1 tRNA gene is annotated in these 508 nt (G+C 51.8%); it reads left to right on the top strand.

The features are described from left to right. The first annotated feature begins 7 nt into the window (after positions 1-7). Positions 8-84, top strand: a tRNA-Met gene (locus tag ACR0M3_RS20065). Positions 85-508: the final 424 nt, after the last annotated feature.

Below are 508 nucleotides of genomic sequence, written 5' to 3'. Positions count from 1 at the left end.
ACTCTGACGCGGGATGGAGCAGCCCGGTAGCTCGTCAGGCTCATAACCTGAAGGTCGCAGGTTCAAATCCTGCTCCCGCAACCAATACTTCAAGTCAGATATCAAACACTTAGCCTCGCATCACGCGAGGCTTTTTGTTTTGTGCCACAGCCCGTGGAAGCACTGTGGAAGCAAGCGAAACGTAATAGACGTGTGTTGAACGGGCAACAGAAGAAGCTTACCCAAATCCAATCAATTGGTCGCGAGGAGCCCTTACCTGCCGTTGCTAAGTGATTTGAACTCTGCGCATGCATACGTCCGGTAAGCGGACAAAACTCGCCGAACGGGTTGTTTCTTTACTTCGGATTGAAGTCCACTGACGCTGCACTTTCGCTGTAGCACGTCATCGCTATGTCCACCAATTGGCTTCACAATCAGTGGACCTGTCCCGTTTTTGTGCCGCCCCAAGTGCTCGTTTAAGCCACTTTCCTTTCGAATGCGACAGGGCTTTTCCAGCCCAATGCTGAGT

It is taken from the genome of Ruegeria sp. O5, assembly GCF_056535105.1.
This window is presented reverse-complemented; position numbering and strand designations above follow the sequence as displayed.